Consider the following 307-nt stretch of genomic DNA (forward strand, 5'->3'; position numbering starts at 1 on the left):
ATAGGCAGTGAAGCCAGCATCTGGCCGTAAAGGCCATAGACCATATTGGCACTCTCTATAATGGCGCGCTGATCGTTGGGGTCGTCAATGCGGTTCATCAGGCTTTCAAAGGTTTGAATATGACTTTGATCCAGCTCACTGTGTGACTTGAGATAGGTCATGGCGTTATCAGGCAGGCCGAGTACTTGCTGGATCTGCTGAGCAATCTGACCGCCGATACTGACACTGGTCCCTTCCAGCACCCAGACCATGCCGAACAGTCCCATCGGATTTCGACGGTCAATCTGGTGATAGAGGTAAGACACCA

1 protein-coding gene is annotated in these 307 nt (G+C 51.5%); it reads right to left on the minus strand.

What is annotated here, in order from left to right:
* The coding region (locus ACYP03_RS25420) for an iron-containing redox enzyme family protein (RefSeq protein ID WP_459782593.1) at positions 1–307 on the minus strand (307 nt) is incomplete at both ends.

The organism is Photobacterium sp. R1 (assembly GCF_054600795.1).